Raw genomic sequence first — 20,489 nt, forward strand, 5'->3', positions numbered from 1 at the left:
CAGTAGTGAAACGAAACAGCGCCGATGATAGTGTAGCATTTGTTATGTGAAAGTAGGTCATTACCAGGCTCCAAATACAAGAAAGCCCGATTCGAAAGAGTCGGGCTTTTTTACGTCTACAGAAAAGTGAAAATATTAGCCGTCAGCCGTCAGCCGTCAGCTATCAGTTGCACTGCGTTAATCAGACAACCGTAGCGTGGGTTGAGTATCACGAAACCCAAGGATAAAAGAACACGAAGAACACGACAGAGGATGAGAGCGTAGCATTTGTTATGTGGCTCTCTCCATCGCTGTGGGCACTAAGACATTCTACTGCGTTGTCGCTACGAAGTAGCGCACCGACTCCAAATACAAGAAAGCCCGACTCGAAAGAGCCGGGCTTTTTTACGTCTGCAGAAAAGTGAAAAACAAATGTAAAAGGTTAAAGGTATTAGGCTAAAGGAAGATAATTGATCAGAGCCGATTCCAGGACATACTACTTTGCTGTCGCTTCGAAGTAGCACACCGACTCCAAATGTAAGAGAAGTGCAAAGCATTCGGCTTTAGGTAAAATAAGCCCTGCTTTACGCTGACCTCCTATTAACTTCTCTTGTATGGTGATCCTCGTTATATAAAGTTAATAGATCCTTAAATAAAGCCTTATAGATTACATAACTATGTTTTACTTGAAAAAGAATTTATAAAGCCCAAAATGAAATTAGGTATTCTTATTAAATTGAGCTGTTTATGTCATTACTACTAACGTCACCTAAGTACGAGCAATGGACCTATTTGTCAAAACAAATAAAAGGGTATGAAGAACAAGCAGTTCATGCTACCGGCGCAGACCTTTACACGCTGATGCAGCGTGCCGCGGAGGCTGTTTTTTGCTGTTGGAAAACCTTTAATGCAAAACAAACGTTAGTTATTACAGGTAATGGAAATAATGCCGGAGATGGTTATGAGGTAGCTCGGTTAATCAAACAAGCAGATCGGCATGTAGTTGTTTGCGCGATTAATCCGAATAAAGCCTTATCCGGAGATGCAGCAAAAGCACAAAAGCAATGGATTGATGCCGGTGGTGAAATTTGTAACTTTAGCGCTGATGCACTCGATGAGTGTGATGTGATAATTGATGCATTACTCGGTACTGGTCTTGAGAATACGGTACGCGATAATGTTGCTACTATTATTAAAGCGGTAAATGAAAGCACTAAACCAATACTGAGTATTGATGTGCCGTCAGGTATTAATGCAGATACAGGCTGTCCTCAAGGAACAGCCATTATGGCCACCAAAACAATGACATTAGTTGGGATAAAGCAAGGACTCACCACGACTAAAGGAAAGCAGCATGCCGGGCAGTTGTATTTCGACGAGTTAGGTATTGGCGAGCAATTTATGAAACTAGCCACCCCTTCTGCTCAGATTATCAATATAGACAGCTTTAAACCTTTGCCTGAGCGCTCAGTGAGCAGCCATAAAGGTAGTCATGGAAAATTATTATGTATAGGAGGAAACCACGGCTCTGCAGGAGCTATTAGATTAAGTGCTGAAAGTGGATTAAGGTCTGGTGCTGGAATGGTAAAAGTGTATACCCATGAACATGCCGTTTTACCTGTGAGCATCGGGCGACCAGAACTTATGGTAACTAGTGAACACTTGGATGATGCCCTAGCATGGTCAACGTGTGTAGTTATCGGTCCAGGTTTAGGCCAAGATGAATGGGCCCAAAAAACCTTTGAGCAGGCAATCCGTTATTGCCAGCAAAACAATATCCCTACTGTTATTGATGCAGACGCCTTAAACTTATTAGCTAAGCAATCATCTTCTCATAAATTAAATAATACCGTACTAACGCCTCATCCTGCAGAGGCTGCACGGTTATTAAACTTAACTACCTCTGAGGTTGAGTCTGATCGTTTTTATTATGCTCGACAATGTGCGACCAACTTCGCAGCGACCTCTATTTTAAAGGGCGCAGGTACGCTAATCGATAATACCGAGCATACTTGGATATGTGAAAATGGTAACCCTGGTTTGGCTGTAGGAGGAAGTGGTGATGTGCTTAGTGGTATAATTGGGGCATTAATGGCTCAAGGATTAAATACCAGTGAGGCAGCATGTTATGGCGTTGTGTTACATGCAAAGGCGGGTGATAGAGCCTGTGAACAATCAGGGCAAAGAGGAATGTTAGCCAGTGATTTATTTGCGCATGTAAGAGCACTGATCAATCATAAATAGTAAAAGCAGCAATGACTGGCTGTGCCAGCTAATGTCTTCGCTGCTTGTTTTGGCTACTATCTGTGAAGCTCACCAGCTCTTTCAGGCTGATAAGTAACTTCTTTGATGTTTACTGTTACTAATCCACCGCCAGGCTTTGGCCATTCAATTTGATCACCTTGTGAAAGGCCAAGTAATGCACTACCTACAGGGGCTAAGATTGATATTTTGTCGCCAATTGAATCAATATTTTTTGGGTAAACAAGCGTTAAAGTAAACTCTTCGCCTGTAGATTCAACAACAAAGTTCACAGTTGAATTCATGGTTACCACGGTTGAGGGAACTTCGTGCGGCTCAACTATGCTGGCTCGTGCAAGTTCTGCTTCAAGTTCTTTTTCACCCGCAAAGCTGTTTGCAGGCAACGACTCCATTAGTGTGTACAACCTATCTGCATCCAGCGATGAAATGATAATTTCAGGTTTTGTATTCAACTTAATATCCTTAATCATGTTAAATAAAATTTACTCTGGTATAGCTTGCAGGAACTCAGTTGCATTGGAATACACTGAGTTAATTTTATTGTTGTTTAGTGAATTTATTTTATCTCTATTGCTAAAAACCCAGCCGAAGCTGGGTTTTTATTTGAGCTAAGTGTTTAGGGGATGATTACATCATGCCGCCCATTCCACCCATGCCGCCCATGCCACCCATATCAGGTGCACCAGCTGCTTCTTCTTTAGGAATTTCAGCAACCATAGCCTCTGTAGTGATCATTAGACCAGCAATCGATCCTGCAAATTGTAATGCAGAGCGTGTTACTTTAGTTGGATCTAGGATGCCCATTTCAATCATGTCGCTGTATTCGCCAGTGGCTGCATTGTAACCGTAGTTACCTTCTCCGCCTTTAACTGCGTTAATAACAACTGATGCTTCATCGCCTGCGTTTGTAACGATTTGACGAAGTGGTGCTTCCATCGCACGAAGTGCCACTTTAATACCGTGGTTTTGGTCTTCATTGTCGCCAAGTAGCTCAACTAGCTTGCTAGCAGCACGTACTAATGCAACACCACCACCTGGTACTACACCTTCTTCAACCGCTGCGCGAGTTGCATGTAATGCATCTTCAACACGGTCTTTTTTCTCTTTCATTTCAATTTCAGTAGCGGCACCTACTTTGATTACAGCAACACCGCCAGCTAACTTAGCCATGCGCTCTTGTAGCTTTTCTTTATCGTAGTCTGAAGTCGCTTCTTCAATTTGTGCTTTGATTTGAGCAACACGGCCGTTGATACCGTCTTCTTCACCAGCACCATCAATGATTGTTGTATCATCTTTAGTGATTACTACGCGCTTAGCTGTACCTAAGTCTTCAACTGTTGCTTTTTCAAGTTCAAGGCCGATTTCTTCAGAAATTACAGTACCGCCAGTTAATACCGCGATATCCTGTAGCATTGCTTTACGACGATCGCCAAAGCCAGGTGCTTTAACCGCTGATACTTTTACAATACCACGCATGTTATTCACTACTAGTGTCGCTAACGCTTCACCCTCAAGGTCTTCTGCGATGATAAGTAGAGGCTTGCTTGCTTTTGCAACCGCTTCTAATGTTGGTAATAATTCACGGATGTTAGATATTTTTTTATCTACAAGTAAGATAAATGGGTTATCTAGTTCAACTGCGCCTTTTTCAGCGTTGTTGATGAAGTATGGAGATAAGTAACCACGGTCAAACTGCATGCCTTCTACAACATCTAGTTCGTTTTCAAGTGATTGACCTTCTTCAACCGTGATAACACCAGTATTACGGCCTACTTTTTCCATTGCATCAGCAATAATTTCACCAATCTCTTTATCAGAGTTAGCTGAAATAGTACCTACTTGTGCAATTGCTTTAGTATCAGAACATGGGACAGAAAGAGCTTTAAGTTCTGCTGTTGCAGCAATGATTGCTTTATCAATACCGCGCTTAAGATCCATTGGGTTCATACCCGCAGCAACTGCTTTAAGACCTTCGTTAACAATAGATTGAGCAAGCACGGTTGCGGTAGTGGTACCGTCACCAGCAGCATCATTTGCTTTAGACGCTACTTCTTTAACCATTTGTGCGCCCATGTTTTCAAACTTGTCTTCAAGTTCGATTTCTTTAGCTACAGATACACCATCTTTAGTGATTACTGGAGAGCCAAATGATTTGTCTAGTACAACGTTACGACCTTTAGGGCCCAATGTTACTTTTACTGCGTTTGCTAAAATGTTTACGCCAGTTAGCATTTTTGCACGTGCGTCGCCTGCAAACAGTACTTCTTTTGCTGCCATGTTTAATTTCCTCTAAATTCTTAAAATGTGTGTTAAACGAAAAGTAGGTTTAGCCTACAATGCCTAAAATATTATCTTCACGCATGATCAGGTATTCTTGACCTTCGATCTTTTCAGTTTTTTCAACATATGAGCCAAATAACACAGTGTCACCGGCTTTCACTTCTAACGCGCGAACGTCACCATTTTCTAAAACGCGACCATTACCTACGGCAACAACTTCTCCACGAGTTGATTTTTCAGCTGCAGAGCCAGTTAATACAATACCGCCAGCAGACTTGGTTTCTTCTTCTAGACGCTTGATGATTACGCGATCTTGTAAAGGACGAATGTTCATGTTTTTAGTTCTCCTAACAGTTTCTGAACAGTACAGAAAAAAGTGTATCTAATTTGCTTTCATTAATGGGGGTAGAGTGAAAAATTCCAAGAGAAAAAATGATAAATTTTTAATCTTTTCGCTCGTATTCACCATCTATAGTATTGGGACGGTTTTCATCTTGCTCATGATGCATTGATTGATGAGGTTGTGAAAATCCTGAAGTACCCGTTTGGTGCATACTAGCGCTCATTCTCACCGTTGCCTGGCTGGCAAGTCCTGCGGCTAATTTATTGCGAATAGCTGGAGTAAGAAGCAGTAAGCCAAATACATCCGTCATAATGCCGGGTGTTAATAAAAGTACGCCAGCAATAATCACGCAAATACCAGTAAACAACTCTTTAGCCGGCATTTGCCCTTGAGCCATTTGCACTTGTACGTTTTGTAGTGCGCCCATTCCTTGCTGTTTCACCATTTTCGCACCCACAATAGCAGTTAGTACCACCAAAGCGATTGTTGCGAAGCCACCTATAACGTCACTAACCTGAATTAGTAAAGCAATTTCAATAATAGGGATGATGATAAACAGTAAAAATAAAATTCTAAACATAAGACTCTCTAAAAATGACACTCATTAAGGTGCTAATGAAATATAAGTGAGGGTTGTCGGGTCTATTTTCAAGCTAATAAGAGTAAGTAATCAACTCTAATGTTAGTAAAATTATAGCTAGTGGGTTTAAGTCACTTGACTGCAAAGACCCAAAATGTTGGCAGAGTTCGTGTCTACACATTACACCCGCTATCAGCTACTATGGGGCTAGACCCCCATAAACAAGTAAAGGTTCACTATGACAACGCAATTTAAACTTATTTTTACCACTTGCAAAGATAACGATGAAGCCCGTTTATTGGCTATGGCGCTAATAGAAAAGAAACTAGCCGCTTGTGTAAATATTTTACCGGCCATGAGTTCTATTTACATATGGGAAGGTGAAGTAGCCGAGGCAACTGAAGTAAAACTACTAATTAAAACTAAGGCTGACAAAATGAACGATGTATTTTTAACCTTAAAAGATCTTCACAGCTACGAAGTACCAGAAATACAAGTTGTTGATGTAGCAACGGGTAACTTGGCTTACTTTAATTGGATGGATGAGGTACTTCATTAATGCGCTTTATTTTATTTTTTTTATTAAGTGTTTTAATAGCGCCTGCTTGGGCAACACAAAATACCCTTGATGATTTTCTAAAACCCACTCAGCATACATTTTTACCAGTCAATGAAGCGTTTGTATTTGATTTTGACCAGCAAGGAAGTACGTTATTTGTTGGTTGGGATATCGCTGATGACTATTATCTATATAAAGACAAAATAGAAATTATTGCCAAAGGTGCCAGCATTGATGTGCCTGAGTTGGGCTCTGGTGAAATAATTGAAGATGAGTTTTTTGGCAAAACTGAGGTGTTTTTTAATTCTATCAGCGTTATTAGCAAGTTGAGTAATATCAGTGAAGATGGCGTTGTTAAGGTGCGTTATCAAGGTTGTGCAAAAGCAGGGCTGTGTTATCCACCTGAAATCATCAGCATTCCATTAAGTGTACTAGCAAGTGAAACTAATACTAATGAAAATACAGCAGCAAGTAGTGCATTTGCGGCACTTAGCCAACCTGTAGAAAAACCTGTTACTACAGCAACACCCGAGAAAGAGCTCACCTTTACAGAGCAGTTAGCCAGCCAAAGCTTAATGGTTAATTTAGCTATATTTTTTGCTGTGGGCGTAGGTTTGGCATTTACACCTTGTGTATTTCCGATGTTTCCTATTTTATCTAGCTTAATTGCGGGTCAAAAGAACCTGTCTACCAAAAAAGCATTTGCCCTATCATTTGTTTATATTCAAGGTATGGCGGTTACCTATGCCGCATTGGGGTTAGTGGTTGCTGCATTAGGCGGCCAAGTACAAGGTTACTTACAGCACCCATATGTATTGATAAGTTTTAGCTTATTGTTTGTGTTGTTGGCTATGTCGATGTTCGGTTGGTACGAAATAAAGTTACCCAGCGGCATGATGAACAAGCTAACCCAAGTGAGTAACAACCAAAAAGGCGGTAACTACATTGGGGTATTCCTGATGGGGGTTTTATCAGGGCTTATTGCATCACCTTGTACCACTGCGCCTTTATCAGCCGCATTATTATTTGTGGCACAAAGCGGCGATTACTTAGTGGGTGGACTAACGCTTTATGTACTTAGCCTAGGAATGGGTTTACCGTTGTTACTCCTTGGTACATCGGGAGGTAAGTTATTACCGAAAGCTGGCGGATGGATGGAACAAGTTAAAACCTTATTTGGTTTTATTATGTTAGTTGTGCCACTTATTTTGTTAGAGCGAATTATCGATATCGAGATAATTTTACTATTAGCAGGTCTATTAGCTATCGCCACAGCGCTTTATTTTCATCATTGGCAAAGCGCCCAAGCACAAGGTAAATTAAAAACCTTATTGTGGGTTATTGCTGTTTTATTAGTGCTTACGGGCTTTAATTTAACCAAAAATTATTTTTGGCCAACACAAAACGTGAGCTTGCAAACAACCACGCAAAGCAATGAGTTTAAGCACGTTGCTAACTTAGCCGAGTTGAAGCAAGCAGTTTCACAAGCAAATAGTGAGGGTCGTATGGTAATGGTGGACTTATACGCTGACTGGTGTGTGGCGTGTAAAGAGTTTGAGCATTACACATTTCCTGACCCGCAAGTGCAAAGTGAGTTTAGTCATTATCAACTGATTCAAATTGACTTAACCCAAAGCGATAATGAAACAATTGAGCTAATGGAAGCATATTCAGTGTTTGGTTTACCGAGTATTTTATTCTTCAATACTCAAGGTGAAGAGTTAAGTACACAACGTGTAACTGGCTTTTTAAATGCAGATGATTTTGCTAAGCACCTAGCTGCAGTGCGTGCCAGCGCTGAATAACCATTCTTTATGGCACAACATGATTGGTAATGTTGTGCCACTATTCTCCCTTTAAGATAGTCCCCGAAATAGAGATTAGACCAGTATTTTGCTGCTATTTACTTCGAAATCACTATAATAGTTGGTTAACGTGAGAAATTGTTGCTATCTTACTTTTTTCTGCTTACTTTTTAGAGAAAAACTAGTTGGTAACCGCTTAACTCATTACTTATAGGATATATCGCGTATTATGGCTGCAAAATTAAAGATTTTAGTTGTAAATGGCCCAAATTTAAACATGCTAGGAAAGCGTGAACCTGATAAGTACGGTTCGCATTCTTTAGAGCATATTGTGAGCGAGTTAAACAGCGCTGCTAATAGTTTAGGTGTGGAGTTAACGCATTTTCAAAGTAATAGTGAACAAGCGCTCATTGAACGCATTCATGATGCTTGGCAAGCGGTTGATTACATAATAATTAACCCTGCAGCATTTACGCACACAAGCGTCGCATTACGTGATGCATTGCTAAGCGTTGATATTCCGTTTTTTGAAGTGCACTTAAGTAATGTGCATGCACGTGAAACGTTTCGCCATCATTCTTATTTTTCTGATGTGGCGCAAGGCGTTATTTGTGGATTAGGTGCAATGGGTTATCACGCTGCTTTAAATGCAGCAGTCAGCCGATTGCAAAACTCAAACTAAATTTAAACTAACAAACTAATAGGCGGGCCGTTTATGGATATTCGCAAGATCAAAAAACTAATTGAATTAGTAGAAGAATCAGGTATTGCAGAACTAGAAATCACTGAAGGTGAAGAATCAGTACGTATTAACCGTAATAACATGAGTGCCGGTCCTGCGTATGCGCAATTCGCACCTCAGCAATACGCCCCAGCAGCACCTGCTCCAGCCGCGGCTGCACCATCAGCACCTGCAGCCGTAGAGTCTGAAGCACCTGCAGGTCTTACAGGCCATCAAGTTAAATCACCTATGGTAGGTTCTTTTTATGCAGCAGCTTCTCCAGAAGCACCAGCATATGTTGAAGTGGGCTCTCAGGTTAAAGTTGGCGACACGTTATGTATCGTTGAAGCAATGAAAATGATGAACCAAATTGAGTCAGATAAAGCCGGTACAGTAAAAGCTATCTTAGTAGAAAACGGCGAGCCAGTAGAATTTGATCAACCTTTATTCATCATTGAATAATAGCGCAACGTAAAAGGCCAACTCTCATGTTAGATAAAGTAGTCATTGCAAACCGAGGTGAAATTGCACTTCGTATATTGCGCGCCTGCAAAGAGCTTGGGATCAAAACGGTTGCTGTGCATTCAACGGCGGATCGCGATCTTAAGCACGTATTACTAGCAGATGAAACCATCTGTATTGGTAAACCAGCAGCAACTGAAAGTTACTTAGACATTCCACGCATTATTGCCGCAGCAGAAATTACTGATGCAGTCGCTATCCACCCAGGTTATGGTTTTCTTGCTGAAAATGCAGACTTTGCCGACCAAGTTGAGCAAAGTGGCTTTGTATTTATCGGTCCTCGTGGCGATACTATTCGTCTAATGGGCGATAAAGTATCGGCAATCGAAGCGATGCGTAAAGCGGGTGTTCCTTGTGTACCTGGCTCTGATGGTCCGGTATCGGATGATAAAGAACGCAACATGCAAATTGCTAAGCGTATTGGTTACCCGGTAATTATTAAAGCAGCTGGCGGCGGCGGTGGCCGCGGTATGCGTGTTGTTCGCAACGAAGCTGAGTTAATCAATTCAATTTCGCTTACGCAACAAGAAGCAAAGCAGTTCTTTGGCAACAGCATGGTTTACATGGAGAAATTCCTTGAAAACCCACGTCACATTGAAGTACAAGTATTGGCCGACGGTCAAGGCAATGCGGTTCACTTAGGTGAGCGTGATTGTTCAATGCAGCGTCGTCACCAAAAAGTAGTTGAAGAAGCACCAGCACCAGGGATTACTGCAGAAGTACGTAAGTTCATTGGTGAGCGTTGTACTCGCGCATGTATTGAAATTGGTTATCGTGGTGCGGGTACGTTTGAGTTTTTATACGAGAACGGTGAATTTTACTTCATTGAAATGAATACCCGTATTCAGGTTGAGCACCCTGTAACTGAAATGGTTACCGGTGTTGATTTAATCAAAGAGCAGTTAAAAATTGCCGCTGGTCAGCCTTTGTCATTCACTCAAGAAGATGTGGTTATTCGTGGTCATGCTATTGAGTGTCGTATTAATGCTGAAGACCCAGAAACCTTTATTCCATCGCCAGGTAAGATTACCCGTTTTCACCCAGCTGGTGGTTTAGGTATTCGTTGGGACAGTCATATTTACGCTGACTACACCGTTCCTCCACATTACGATTCTATGATTGGTAAGCTGATCACTTACGGTGAAAACCGTGATGTCGCTATCGCCCGAGCACGTAATGCGCTTAATGAACTCGTTATCGATGGTATTAAAACCAATACGCCACTGCATAAACGTATTCTTGCAGATGAAAACTTCAAAAATGGTGGCACAAATATCCACTACCTTGAGAAGAAATTAGGACTGTAAAGTCCATGCTAATTAAAAACCGGCTTAAGCCGGTTTTTTTATCTTTAAAAAAGAGGCAGTATCACCTTAAATAAATAATCTGGTATGATTAACAAATATGCGCTTTTCGTAAATTTTGAGGTAATCATGTCGTGTAGTTTTAATTTTCATTTAGTCGATGAAAATGCCACTGTTGCTATGGGTAATAAATTAGCTGCCATAATAGAGCAGGGCGCAGTTATTTATTTGCATGGTGACTTAGGGGCCGGTAAAACGACATTTACTCGCGGTATAGTGCAAGGTTTTGGTCATACAGGTAAGGTTAAAAGTCCCACCTATACACTTGTCGAACCCTACGAGCTTGTGCGTGGCAATGTTTATCATTTTGACTTATATCGATTAGGTGACCCAGAAGAGCTTGAATTTATGGGGATTCGCGATTATTTTTCAGAAACGGCAACTTGTATAGTTGAGTGGCCGGAAAAAGGCGGCGAATTTATTCCTGTTCCCGATCTAAATGCTACGCTAAGTTATGTAGGTGATGAGCGTAAAATTGTTATTAACAGTGCGAGTGAGCGTGGTGTAGCAATTATCAAAAAACTAAATAATAGATAATAAAATAGTTAAGGCAGTGATTATCAAAATGAGTCGTGGTTTAGTTAAGCTTTTTATTTACCTCATGGTTTTTACAGTGAGCTTGCCATTGTGGGCGCAAAACACTATTAATAGTGTGCGTGTCTGGCCATCACCTGATAGCACTCGGGTGGTGTTTGATCTCGATGATAAACCCGACTTCAGTTACTTTATGCTAAAAAACCCAAGTCGTTTAGTGGTTGATCTAGAAAACACTGATGAATTAAAAACATTGCCAGGTGTGCCACCAAAACACCAAATTGTTAGCAAGTTACGTTATTCAAAACCTAAAAATAAACGCAGCGTGCGTTTAGTGTTTGAATTAAATGGGCCAGTTAAACCGGTTATATTTGCACTTGCCCCCACAGGCCCTTATAAAAACAGGTTGGTGGTCGACTTATACGACAAAAGTCAATCAAAAGGGGCGGTTAGTCCTGCACAAACGGCGGCTAAAAAACGCCAGTTAAGCCAAGAGCGCGATATTGTAATTGCTATTGATGCAGGCCATGGTGGTGAAGACCCAGGTTCCATTGGCCCATCAGGTACTTACGAAAAAGACATCACTTTGCAAATTGCTAAGCGTTTAGAGCGCATGATTGATGCTGAGCGCGGTATGATTTCGCGTATGGTTCGCAGTGGCGATTACTTTGTTAAACTTAATACACGGACTAATCGCGCTCGCCAGAAAAAAGCCGATTTTTTTGTCTCTATTCATGCAGATGCATTTACCAGTCCGGGACCCAATGGTGCTTCTGTATGGGTGTTGTCGCTGCGACGTGCCAATTCGGAAATTGGTAAATGGATTGAGGATAAAGAAAAACACTCAGAGTTACTTGGCGGTGCTGCCGATGTAATTAAAGATGCTGCAAATGAAAAGTACTTAGCACAAGCCTTGCTTGATATGTCGATGGATCATTCCATGAAAACAGGGCTAAGTGTTGCAGATGAAGTGATAAAAGAATTAAAAAAAGTAGCAAAAATGCACAAAAAGGCACCGCAACATGCCAGCCTTGCAGTATTGAAGTCGCCAGATATTCCGTCTATTTTGGTTGAAACTGGGTTTATCTCTAATCCTCGTGAAGAACGACTACTAAAAAGCGCCAATCACCAAGAGCGTTTGGCGAAAGCGATGTTTACCTCAATTAAAAATTACTATTTACGCAACCCGCCTGACGACTCACTGTTTGCGTCATTAAAGTCTCAATACCCAACAAAGCACAAGGTACGTCCGGGGGAGTCACTGAGTATGTTGGCTGGTCGATATGGCGTTAGTATTAGTAAAATAAAACAGGTTAATAAGCTCAGTTCAAATACGCTATTTATTGGCCAGGAACTTGATATTCCTCAGAGTTAATTTTAAAAGCGCACAACATTTAAGGTTTTTATGAGTATTGAAATATTACCTGCGCGCTTGGCAAACCAAATTGCGGCGGGTGAAGTTGTTGAGCGTCCCGCGTCGGTGGTTAAAGAGTTAGTAGAAAATAGCCTAGATGCAGGTGCGACACGTATTCAAATAGATATTGAACGCGGTGGTCATAAGCTGATTCGAATTCGTGATAATGGTTCAGGCATTGCAAAAGAGGAGCTCACATTAGCGCTTTCTCGCCATGCTACCAGTAAACTAAAGTCGCTCGATGACTTAGAAAATATTTGCTCTTTAGGCTTTAGAGGCGAAGCTCTCGCGTCTATTAGCTCGGTATCTCGCTTAACCTTAAGTTCTAAGCCCGAACAGCAAGAGGCCGCTTGGCAAGCCTTTGCGCAAGGCAGAGATATGGCCGTAGAGGTAAAGCCTGTGGCACATCCCAGCGGTACCACAATTGAAGTAAAAGATTTATTTTTTAATACCCCAGCACGGCGCAAGTTTTTGCGTACCGAAAAAACTGAGTTTAGCCATATCGATGAGCTTATAAAGCGGATTGCACTGAGTCGCTTTGACGTATCAATTACGTTAACCCATAACGAAAAAGTGGTGCGTCAGTATCGCGCTAAAACCGAACCCGCTCAAGCGATTACACGAGTTGCCCAAGTGGCGGGTAAAGCGTTTGCTGAGCAGGGACTGCATATTCAATCAGGTGAAGCAGGGCTGCAACTACATGGCTGGGTGCTGCCGGTTGGCTCGGCTAATACTACACAGTACACCTATGTAAATAATCGTATGATGCGCGATAAACTTATTTTGCACGCTATTCGCCAAGCATTTGAAGAAGTCAGCGGTGAGCAAGAGTTACCTGGGTTTGTGATTTATATTGATATAGATCCACGTCAAGTGGATGTAAACGTTCATCCTGCTAAACATGAGGTGCGCTTTCATCAAGGGCGCTTAGTACACGACTTTATTTTGCAAGCGATAAAACAAGTTGTTGTGCCCCTGCAAGCTGAGTTTTCAAGCTCCAGTGAAGCTAATGATAATAGCCCTCCGGTGGCAGCATTTAATGCACACACTACTACCAGTAGTGAACCGTTTGATTACCCTAAGTCGTCATTACAGCCTAGTCGGTCATCTTTAGCGCATAGCACAACTTATAGTGGTGTAACTCAAGGTACAGGTAATCAACAAGGTGCTGAAAGTCGAAATTACCATGAAGTAAATGCGTTTTATCAAGGTGTGAGTGAGCAGCAAGCACATCACTTTGATAATCCAGGACCATTTGTGCAATCAGATGAGACTCAAGTATCAGATACAGCGCTTCGTACTGTCGATATAATAACCATTGAACAGGGTGCTTGTGTGTTTAATGATGAGAACCAACTTTATTGTTCACACTTTAAATATGCGCTAGCGGATGATTGGCTTGCACAAATTAAAGAGCAAGGCAGCCTTGAGGGCAAAGCATTGTTATTACCCGTACGGGTTAATGTCTCAAAACAAGATATCGAACTGCTGGCTACGCAACAATCATGGTTTACTTTGCTTGGCTTTGAACTTTTAATTGAAAAACAATTTGTTATGGTTAAGAAGTTGCCTGTTTGCTTGTACTTACTTGACGTGAGTACCGCGGTAGATGCCTTACTTGATGGGTGTAAAGCTCAGTTAGAAAGTATTGATCAGTGGCTAGCGTGGCAGGTAAATGTAATACCTACACGGTTCTATGCCAGTAAAGCCTTTGCAGTACAGCAAACTCGCTTACAAAATAATGCGCAAACAATTGAACGTTTACGTGAAAAAGCAGTTAAAATAGATCTAAAGTCTTATCTAGCGCAATTTAATTAGGGTATTCGTGTTGAGTAATTTACCGGTCATATTTTTAATGGGCCCCACCGCTGCTGGTAAAACAGCATTGGCAATTTCACTGTGTGAGCATTTAAATACTGAAATTATCAGCGTTGATTCGGCACTGGTTTATAAAGGTATGGATATTGGTACCGCTAAACCGGATGCCGACGAACTAGCACGTGCACCCCATCACCTAATTGACTTACTCGACCCAAGCGAAACCTATTCAGTAGCTGATTTTAGACGCGATGCGATAGAAAAAATTGATAAATTTCATCAACAAGGTAAAGTGCCTGTACTGGTTGGAGGTACAATGATGTACTTTAAAGCCCTTATTGATGGATTATCCCCTCTACCAGAGGCTGATGAGCAGATAAGAGCTGAGCTTGAGGTACAGGCGAAACAGTACGGTTGGCCACATTTATATCAAGAGCTATTAAAAGTAGATCCACAAGCTGCGAAAAAGATGAGTGAAAATGATTCACAACGAATTAATCGCGCTTTAGAGGTTTACCGTATAACAGGTAAAACAATGACTGAATTGCAAAAGCAAAAACAGCCACCTTTACCTTATACTTTTCATCAATTTGCTATTGCTCCAGATGATCGTAAAGAGTTACATCAGCGAATTGCAGAAAGGTTTAAAATAATGATTGAACAGGGGTTTGAAAAAGAAGTTTCGACCCTATATCTACGTGAGGATTTACATCCCAATATGCCTTCTATTCGTTGTGTAGGTTATAGACAGATGTGGGATTACCTTGCGGGTGAAATAGACCATGATGAAATGGTTTTTCGCGGTATTGCTGCCACTCGTCAATTGGCTAAGCGTCAATTAACGTGGTTAAGAAGTTGGCCTGACGTTACGTGGTTAACAACCGGTGATGAAGAAAACTTGCATCGTGTAGTAAGTTCGCTAAGCTAGTAGTAGCTGGACAAAATTTAGCTTTATTAAATTAGTTCAGCCACTTAATTATAATAACACCTAGAACGAAGGAATAATAACATGGCAAAAGGCCAATCGTTACAAGACCCATTTTTAAATGCATTACGCCGCGAGCGCATTCCAGTATCAATCTTTTTGGTAAATGGCATAAAATTACAAGGTAAAATTCAGTCATTTGACCAATTTGTAATTTTACTGGAAAACACTGTTAATCAAATGGTGTATAAACATGCAATTTCAACAGTTGTACCTGCACGCGCAGTCAACTTCCAAGGTGTACAGGGAAATGAAGACACTGAAGAAACTGAACCAGGAAACTTTTAAATTAGGAGCGTAATGCTTGTTTGACCGCTATGAATCTGGCGAACAGGCAATTTTAGTCCATATCGACCTACCTAAAGATGGGGATCGCGAAGATCTTCATGAATTAGAAATGTTGGTATCTTCTGCTGGTGTTAGTAGTTTGGCGGTTGTGCAAGGCAGCCGTCAAGCACCACATCCCAAGCTATTTGTCGGTACCGGCAAAGCGGAAGAAATAGCTGAAATTGTCAAAATCCACAATGCCGATGTTGTCATTTTTAACCATCAGTTGAGTCCGTCTCAAGAACGCAATTTAGAGCGTGTTTGCCAATGTCGGGTACTTGATAGAACAACACTTATTCTTGATATTTTTGCTCAGCGTGCCCGTACTCATGAAGGTAAGCTTCAGGTTGAGTTGGCGCAGCTTCGTCACATGTCTACACGTTTAATTCGTGGTTGGACCCACCTTGAGCGCCAAAAAGGGGGGATAGGCTTACGTGGTCCGGGTGAAACGCAGCTAGAAACCGATCGACGTTTATTGCGCGCACGTATTAAAAATATTCGTGCAAGACTTGCTAAAGTTGCTGTACAGCGTGAGCAAGGTCGACGTGCTCGTACGCGCAATGAAATTCCAACAGTGTCGCTGGTGGGTTACACTAATGCCGGAAAATCAACACTGTTTAATTATATTACCGATTCAGATGTATATGCAGCCGATCAGCTATTCGCCACACTAGATCCAACACTGCGTAAACTCGATATTGGTGATGTAGGTTCTGTTATTTTAGCCGATACTGTAGGGTTTATTCGACACTTACCGCATGATTTGGTAGCTGCATTTAAAGCAACTCTGACCGAGACGCGTGAAGCCGATTTACAACTGCATGTGATAGATGTAGCTGATCCTCGCCGAAAAGAAAATATTGAACAGGTACAAGAAGTCCTCAAAGAAATTGAAGCCGACGAGGTACCGCAGTTATTAGTTTATAACAAAATTGATGCGCTGGATGAGGTAACGCCACGTATTGATCGTGATGACGAGGGCCAACCTATAAGGGTATGGCTATCTGCAAAAACTGGCGAAGGCTGTGAATTACTTAGTGAAGCTATTAGCGATTTACTCGCTAAGCAAATGCTTAATGAAACGTTATTACTCGCACCACAATATGGGCGTTTAAGAGCATCACTATTTAATTTAAGTGCAGTACACAATGAGCGGTTTGATGAACAAGGTAATTGGTTGCTTGATGTACGATTGCCTATGATTGAGTGGAACCGTTTAATTAAAGATTTTGGTCCTGAAATTGAAAGTTTTATTAGCTGAGATTAAAAACTGCAAGATTAATGTCGGTTTTAGTATAAGAAACGCAGAAGATTTGTTAGATTTAACACAATTTCCGAATTTATTTAGATAACAATGGAGTATAGCTATGGCCTGGAATGAACCGGGTAATAATGGCAATGACAAAGATCCGTGGAATAACAAAGGCGGACGTGATCAAGGCCCACCTGATTTAGACGAGGTGTTCCGTAAATTCAGTAACAAGTTTAACGGCTTATTTGGCGGTAAAAAATCCGGCAATGGTAGCGGCGGTGGACTTGGCGGAGCCGGTATTTCATTTGTACTTATTATCGCTGCAATTGTATGGGCGTTAAGCGGTATTTATACGGTGAAAGAAGCTGAGCGCGGCGTCGTTCTTCAATTTGGTAAGTTTGACCGAATTGCAGATCCTGGCTTGCGTTGGAAAATGACCTTTGTTGAAACGGTTATTCCAGTCGATATCGAAGCTGTTCGCTCGTTATCAGCATCAGGTTTTATGCTAACCGAAGATGAAAACGTAGTAAGCGTTGAATTTGAAGTACAGTATCGAGTAATCGACCCTTACTTGTACAAGTTTAGTGTCACTAACGCTGACAGCAGCCTTGAAGAAGCATTAGATAGTGCGCTGCGTTATGTTGTTGGCCATTCAAAAATGGACCAAGTACTGACAAACGGCCGTGAAGTTGTACGTCAAAATACTTGGGATGAGCTAAATCAAATCATCGAACCTTATAACTTAGGTTTAATCGTAACTGACGTTAACTTCAAGGACTCTCGTCCACCAATGGAAGTTAAAGATGCGTTTGATGATGCAATTGCGGCCCAAGAGGATGAGCAACGCTTTATTCGTGAAGCAGAAGCGTATGCCCGTGAAATTGAACCGCGTGCGCGTGGTCAAGTGACTCGTATGACGCAAGAAGCTGAAGGTTACCAAGAACGTATTACTTTAGAAGCGCAAGGTGAAGTGGCTCGTTTTGAGAAATTACTTCCAGAATACCAAGCAGCTAAAGAAGTAACACGTGAGCGTTTATACATAGACACGATGCAAGAAGTGCTAGGTAATAGCTCTAAAGTGTTGGTTGATGTTAAAGGCGGCAACAACATGATGTACTTACCACTTGATAAAATCATGGAAAAACAGGGTTCATCAACACGTATTGCTTTACCTAGCTCAAGCGATATAAACGATTTACGTAACAAGGTAAATACGTCACGCAACAGCACTGTTAATAGTGGTAACGATCGCTTTAACAATGATCGCTTTAACGACGGGAGATAAGAGCAATGAAAAACTTTAGTTTAGTAATCCTATTAGCCGCCATTGTGATGTCTTTTTCGTCGGTGTTCGTGGTCTCTGAAGGTCAAAAAGCGATTGTACTTTTATTTAGTAAAGTGCAAAAAGACAGCGACGATGAGGCAGTAGTTTATGGCCCAGGTCTACACTTAAAAGTCCCATTTTTTAGTCAAGTACGTCGTATTGATGCACGTATTCAAACACTAGATGGCACACCAGATCGCTTTGTAACTAGCGAGAAAAAAGACTTAATCGTTGATTCGTTTGTAAAATGGCGCGTAAACGATTTTAGCTCTTTTTACCTGCGTGCACGTGGTGACAAGCAATACGCTGAAACACTGCTTAAGCAAAAAGTAAATAATGGCCTACGTACTAACTTTGGTACGCGTACTATTCGTGAAATTGTATCTGGTGAGCGTAGCGAACTGATGGAAGAAGCGTTAGTACAAGCATCTGAAAGTGCTAGTGAGCTGGGTATTGAAGTACTTGATGTGCGTGTTAAGCAAATTAACTTACCACAAGAGGTGAGTAGCTCTATTTATCAACGTATGCGCGCTGAGCGTACTGCAGTTGCTAAAGAGCACCGCTCTGAAGGTCAGGAAAAAGCAGAAACAATTCGTGCAGGTGTTGACCGTCGCGTAACAGTAATGCTTGCCGACGCCGAACGTAATGCTCGTTCTGTTCGTGGTCAAGGTGATGCTGACGCTGCTGCGATTTACGCTAGTGCTTACAATAAAGACCCTGAGTTTTTTAGCTTTGTTCGCTCTTTAGAAGCTTATAAGCAAACTTTCAAAGGCAAGCAAGACGTGATGGTGTTATCACCGGATAGCGACTTCTTCCAATACATGAAAGGCGCGAAAGCTCAGTAATCATAGCTTTAGTTAAACTTGAAAGCCCTGCAATTGCAGGGCTTTTTGTTATCTGAATTTTAAGTTTATAAATGACTGTTATTTATGTGATTATTAACGAAACACTGATGTTTACTACCCGCACGAGGAAAAAATAAGCTAAACGGGGTGAACATTGCTTTAGTTTTCTGGTAAAATCTCGTCCTAATTTTCTCTAAGTGAATTTGCAATGGGTAAAAACGTTGTTGTACTAGGCACCCAATGGGGTGACGAAGGTAAGGGTAAGGTAGTTGACCTCCTTACAGATAAAGCATCTTTAGTAGTTCGTTATCAAGGTGGTCATAACGCAGGCCATACTTTAGTGATCGACGGTGAAAAGACAGTTCTACACCTTATTCCATCGGGTGTATTACGTGACAATGTTAAATGTGTGATTGGTAATGGTGTTGTTTTATCACCAGAAGCGCTAATGAAAGAAATTGGCATGCTTGAAGAGCGTGGCGTACCTGTACGTGAACGTCTTTTAATCAGTGAAGCATGTCCGCTAATATTGCCTTTCCATGTTGCATTAGATGTAGCTCGCGAAACTGCGCGTGGCGATAAACCAATCGGTACAACGGGTCGTGGTATCGGTCCAGCGTACGAAGATAAAGTAGCACGTCGTGGTTTACGTGTTGGTGATTTATTCAATCCTGAATTATTTGCTACTAAGTTAAAAGAAGTATTGGAATACCACAACTTCACATTAGTGAACTACTACAAAGTAGACGCTGTTGACTTCCAAAAAACGTTTGATGATGCAATGGCTGTTGCTGATATTTTAAAAGCAATGGTAGTTGATGTAACTGAGCTTTTAGATCAAACGCGTAACGCCGGTGACAACATCTTATTTGAAGGTGCTCAAGGTACACTGCTTGATATCGATCATGGTACTTACCCTTATGTAACATCTTCAAACACCACCGCTGGTGGCGTTGCTACAGGTGCGGGTTTTGGCCCATTACACCTTGATTATGTGCTAGGTATCATTAAAGCGTACACAACACGTGTAGGTTCAGGTCCTTTCCCTACAGAGCTTTACGACGGCCTTGATAAGCAAGACCCAGTCGGTAAGCATTTAGGTGACAAAGGCCATGAGTTTGGTGCTACTACAGGTCGTTTACGTCGTACAGGTTGGTTAGATGCAGTGGCTATGCGCCGTGCAGTTCAAATCAACAGTATTTCAGGGTTTTGTTTAACTAAACTTGACGTTTTAGATGGTTTAGAAACACTTAAAATCTGTACTGGTTATAAGCTTGAAGATGGTACTGTGACTAACGTGACGCCATTAGCAGCTGAAGGTTACGATAAAGTAACGCCAGTATACGAAGAAATGCCTGGCTGGTCTGAAAATACAGTGGGTGTAACATCGCTTGAAGGCTTACCTAAAGCGGCAATTGATTACATTAAACGTATTGAAGAAATCACTGGCGTACCTGTTGATATTATTTCTACAGGTCCTGATCGTGTTGAAACGATGATACTTCGTAGCCCATTTGCATAATTGGGTTTAAGTTGAAAAAAGCTGCCATGTGCAGCTTTTTTTATGTCTGCAGA

General features: G+C 41.5%; 19 protein-coding genes. 15 read left to right on the top strand and 4 right to left on the bottom strand.

The window, feature by feature from the left end:
* Window positions 1-726 precede the first annotated feature (726 nt).
* Entirely contained in the window at window positions 727-2,223 is a 1,497-nt protein-coding gene (locus tag QL989_RS04235; protein ID WP_138604971.1) for an NAD(P)H-hydrate dehydratase, read from the top strand.
* Window positions 2,224-2,279: 56 nt separating this feature from the next.
* On the opposite strand, the gene rnk is transcribed toward QL989_RS04235, so the two are convergent.
* From rnk to QL989_RS04255, 4 genes are all read right to left on the bottom strand, one after another.
* Window positions 2,280-2,693, bottom strand: coding sequence for a nucleoside diphosphate kinase regulator (gene rnk, locus QL989_RS04240; RefSeq protein WP_290168515.1), 414 nt, complete (start codon window positions 2,691-2,693; stop codon window positions 2,280-2,282).
* A gap of 175 nt (window positions 2,694-2,868) precedes the next feature.
* Entirely contained in the window at window positions 2,869-4,518 is a 1,650-nt protein-coding gene (gene groL, locus QL989_RS04245) for a chaperonin GroEL (protein ID WP_054202663.1), read from the bottom strand.
* Window positions 4,519-4,567: 49 nt separating this feature from the next.
* A complete protein-coding gene (locus tag QL989_RS04250) occupies window positions 4,568-4,855 on the bottom strand; it encodes a co-chaperone GroES (RefSeq protein WP_008113511.1) in 288 nt (95 codons plus the stop codon).
* 109 nt (window positions 4,856-4,964) lie between these two features.
* On the bottom strand, window positions 4,965-5,444 hold the full coding sequence (locus tag QL989_RS04255; protein WP_010391671.1) for an FxsA family protein: 480 nt from the start codon (window positions 5,442-5,444) through the stop codon (window positions 4,965-4,967).
* 238 nt (window positions 5,445-5,682) lie between these two features.
* Here QL989_RS04255 and cutA point away from each other — a divergent pair, with 238 nt between their 5' ends.
* The 14 genes from cutA to QL989_RS04325 all read left to right on the top strand — a co-directional run bounded on the left by cutA (window position 5,683) and on the right by QL989_RS04325 (window position 20,436).
* Window positions 5,683-6,003 (top strand): divalent-cation tolerance protein CutA, encoded by a 321-nt coding sequence (cutA, locus tag QL989_RS04260; RefSeq protein WP_010391672.1) that lies wholly within the window; start codon window positions 5,683-5,685, stop codon window positions 6,001-6,003.
* Window positions 6,003-7,808: a protein-disulfide reductase DsbD gene (locus tag QL989_RS04265; RefSeq protein ID WP_290168518.1), complete on the top strand. Its 1,806-nt coding sequence runs from the start codon at window positions 6,003-6,005 to the stop codon at window positions 7,806-7,808. The genes cutA and QL989_RS04265 overlap by 1 nt, the downstream gene beginning before the upstream one ends.
* A gap of 229 nt (window positions 7,809-8,037) precedes the next feature.
* The gene (gene aroQ / locus QL989_RS04270; RefSeq protein WP_290168521.1) at window positions 8,038-8,490 is read left to right on the top strand and encodes a type II 3-dehydroquinate dehydratase; all 453 of its coding nucleotides are present in this window, start codon (window positions 8,038-8,040) and stop codon (window positions 8,488-8,490) included.
* Window positions 8,491-8,523: 33 nt separating this feature from the next.
* A complete protein-coding gene (gene accB / locus QL989_RS04275) occupies window positions 8,524-8,991 on the top strand; it encodes an acetyl-CoA carboxylase biotin carboxyl carrier protein (RefSeq protein ID WP_290168523.1) in 468 nt (155 codons plus the stop codon).
* A gap of 26 nt (window positions 8,992-9,017) precedes the next feature.
* Entirely contained in the window at window positions 9,018-10,358 is a 1,341-nt protein-coding gene (gene accC, locus QL989_RS04280; protein ID WP_010391679.1) for an acetyl-CoA carboxylase biotin carboxylase subunit, read from the top strand.
* Between the two features lie 126 nt (window positions 10,359-10,484).
* Window positions 10,485-10,952 carry a tRNA (adenosine(37)-N6)-threonylcarbamoyltransferase complex ATPase subunit type 1 TsaE gene (gene tsaE, locus QL989_RS04285; RefSeq protein WP_290168526.1) on the top strand — a complete coding sequence of 156 codons (468 nt, stop codon included), beginning with the start codon at window positions 10,485-10,487 and terminating at the stop codon, window positions 10,950-10,952.
* A 28-nt stretch (window positions 10,953-10,980) separates the two neighbouring features.
* Window positions 10,981-12,324, top strand: a complete 1,344-nt coding sequence (locus QL989_RS04290) for an N-acetylmuramoyl-L-alanine amidase (protein WP_010391681.1) — start codon at window positions 10,981-10,983, stop codon at window positions 12,322-12,324.
* Between the two features lie 30 nt (window positions 12,325-12,354).
* Window positions 12,355-14,181, top strand: a complete 1,827-nt coding sequence (gene mutL, locus QL989_RS04295; protein WP_290168529.1) for a DNA mismatch repair endonuclease MutL — start codon at window positions 12,355-12,357, stop codon at window positions 14,179-14,181.
* 10 nt (window positions 14,182-14,191) lie between these two features.
* Window positions 14,192-15,109: a tRNA (adenosine(37)-N6)-dimethylallyltransferase MiaA gene (miaA, locus tag QL989_RS04300; RefSeq protein WP_054202670.1), complete on the top strand. Its 918-nt coding sequence runs from the start codon at window positions 14,192-14,194 to the stop codon at window positions 15,107-15,109.
* An 81-nt stretch (window positions 15,110-15,190) separates the two neighbouring features.
* On the top strand, window positions 15,191-15,454 hold the full coding sequence (hfq, locus tag QL989_RS04305; RefSeq protein ID WP_008113494.1) for an RNA chaperone Hfq: 264 nt from the start codon (window positions 15,191-15,193) through the stop codon (window positions 15,452-15,454).
* A 16-nt stretch (window positions 15,455-15,470) separates the two neighbouring features.
* Window positions 15,471-16,754: a ribosome rescue GTPase HflX gene (hflX, locus tag QL989_RS04310; RefSeq protein ID WP_010391685.1), complete on the top strand. Its 1,284-nt coding sequence runs from the start codon at window positions 15,471-15,473 to the stop codon at window positions 16,752-16,754.
* A 106-nt stretch (window positions 16,755-16,860) separates the two neighbouring features.
* Window positions 16,861-18,030, top strand: coding sequence for an FtsH protease activity modulator HflK (gene hflK, locus QL989_RS04315; RefSeq protein ID WP_010391686.1), 1,170 nt, complete (start codon window positions 16,861-16,863; stop codon window positions 18,028-18,030).
* 5 nt (window positions 18,031-18,035) lie between these two features.
* Window positions 18,036-18,914: a protease modulator HflC gene (gene hflC, locus QL989_RS04320; protein ID WP_010391687.1), complete on the top strand. Its 879-nt coding sequence runs from the start codon at window positions 18,036-18,038 to the stop codon at window positions 18,912-18,914.
* 208 nt (window positions 18,915-19,122) lie between these two features.
* Window positions 19,123-20,436 (top strand): adenylosuccinate synthase, encoded by a 1,314-nt coding sequence (locus QL989_RS04325; protein WP_010391689.1) that lies wholly within the window; start codon window positions 19,123-19,125, stop codon window positions 20,434-20,436.
* Window positions 20,437-20,489 lie beyond the last annotated feature (53 nt).

Origin of the sequence: Pseudoalteromonas sp. APC 3224 (assembly GCF_030407535.1) — a bacterium.
Taxonomy (GTDB): Bacteria; Pseudomonadota; Gammaproteobacteria; order Enterobacterales; family Alteromonadaceae; genus Pseudoalteromonas.